This window comes from Streptomyces sp. NPDC058964, from assembly GCF_042741275.1.
Taxonomy (GTDB): domain Bacteria; phylum Actinomycetota; class Actinomycetes; order Streptomycetales; family Streptomycetaceae; genus Streptomyces.
Genome location: NZ_JBHYKH010001025.1, coordinates 1 through 1172, shown reverse-complemented (window position 1 = coordinate 1172; position 1172 = coordinate 1). Strand labels below are relative to the sequence as shown.

Annotated in this window: 1 pseudogene; it reads right to left on the bottom strand. The window is 76.6% G+C overall.

Features of this window, described 5'->3' with window-relative positions:
* Positions 1-107 precede the first annotated feature (107 nt).
* A pseudogene (locus ACFW2E_RS47380) lies at positions 108-1172 on the bottom strand (EF-Tu/IF-2/RF-3 family GTPase); the annotation flags it as partial.

Here is a 1172-nt window from a genome sequence, read left to right as displayed (position 1 = left end):
TAGTGTGTGCTCCCCCCAGGGGGTGGGGCTACCCCCTGTGGCGCGGGTGGTGGGGGGGGGGGGGGGGTCCCGGATGGCCGCCGCCCCCTACGGGCGGGCACGATCCGCTACGGGACCGCGGGCGCCGCGGGTGCCGGTGCGTAACCGGCGGGCCGGGTGGTGAAGGTGCCCCGGCCCTGGGTGCGGCTGCGCAACCGCGTCGCGTAGCCGAACAGTTCGGCCAGCGGCACGGCGGCGGTGAGCACCGCGACCCCGCCGCGGGACTCGGAGCCCGTGATCCGGCCGCGGCGTGCCGCCAGGTCGCCGAGCACACCGCCCACGACGTCCTCCGGCACGGTCACCGTGACCTCGGCGACCGGTTCCAGCAGGACCGGCGCGCAGGCGCGCAGGGCCTGCCGGAGCCCGAGCCGGCCCGCCGTGCGGAAGGCCGTGTCCGAGGAGTCCTTCACATGCGTCGACCCGTCGGTCAGGGTGACCCGCAGCCCGGTCACCGGGTGCCCGCCGAGCGGGCCCTCGGCCAGGGCGTCCCGGCAGCCGGCCTCGACCGCGCGCACGTACTCCTGCGGTACCCGCCCGCCGACGACCGCGGAGCGGAACTCGAAGCCCTGCGCGCCGGGCTCACCGGTGCCCCACGGCTCCACGTCGAGGACGACGTGGGCGAACTGTCCCGCGCCGCCCTCCTGTTTGACGTGCCGGAAGACCAGTCCGGACACCCCGCGCGCGACGGTCTCGCGGTAGGCCACCCCCGGGCGGCCGACGTTGACCTCGGGTCCGCCGTCGCGGCGGATCTTCTCCACCGCGACCTCCAGGTGCAGTTAGCCCATGCCGGACAGCACGGTCTGACCGGTCTCGGCGTCGGTCCGCACCACCAGCGACGGGTCCTCCTCGGCCAGCCGGGCCAGCGCCTGCGCCAGCCGGCCGGTGTCGGTGCTCCTGAGTGCCTCGACCGCCACCGACACCACCGGGGCGGCGGCCGTCGGCGGTTCCAGGACGAGTGGGGCGTCGGGTGCGCACAGCGTCGAGCCGGCCCGCGCCGACTTGAGTCCGACGAGCGCGACGATGTCCCCGGCGACCGCCCTCGGCAGCCGGTCGTGCCGGTCGGCCATGACCCGCAGGATCCGCGCGACGCGCTCCGTGCGCCCCGTGGCCGGGTCCCACACGGTGTCTCCCTT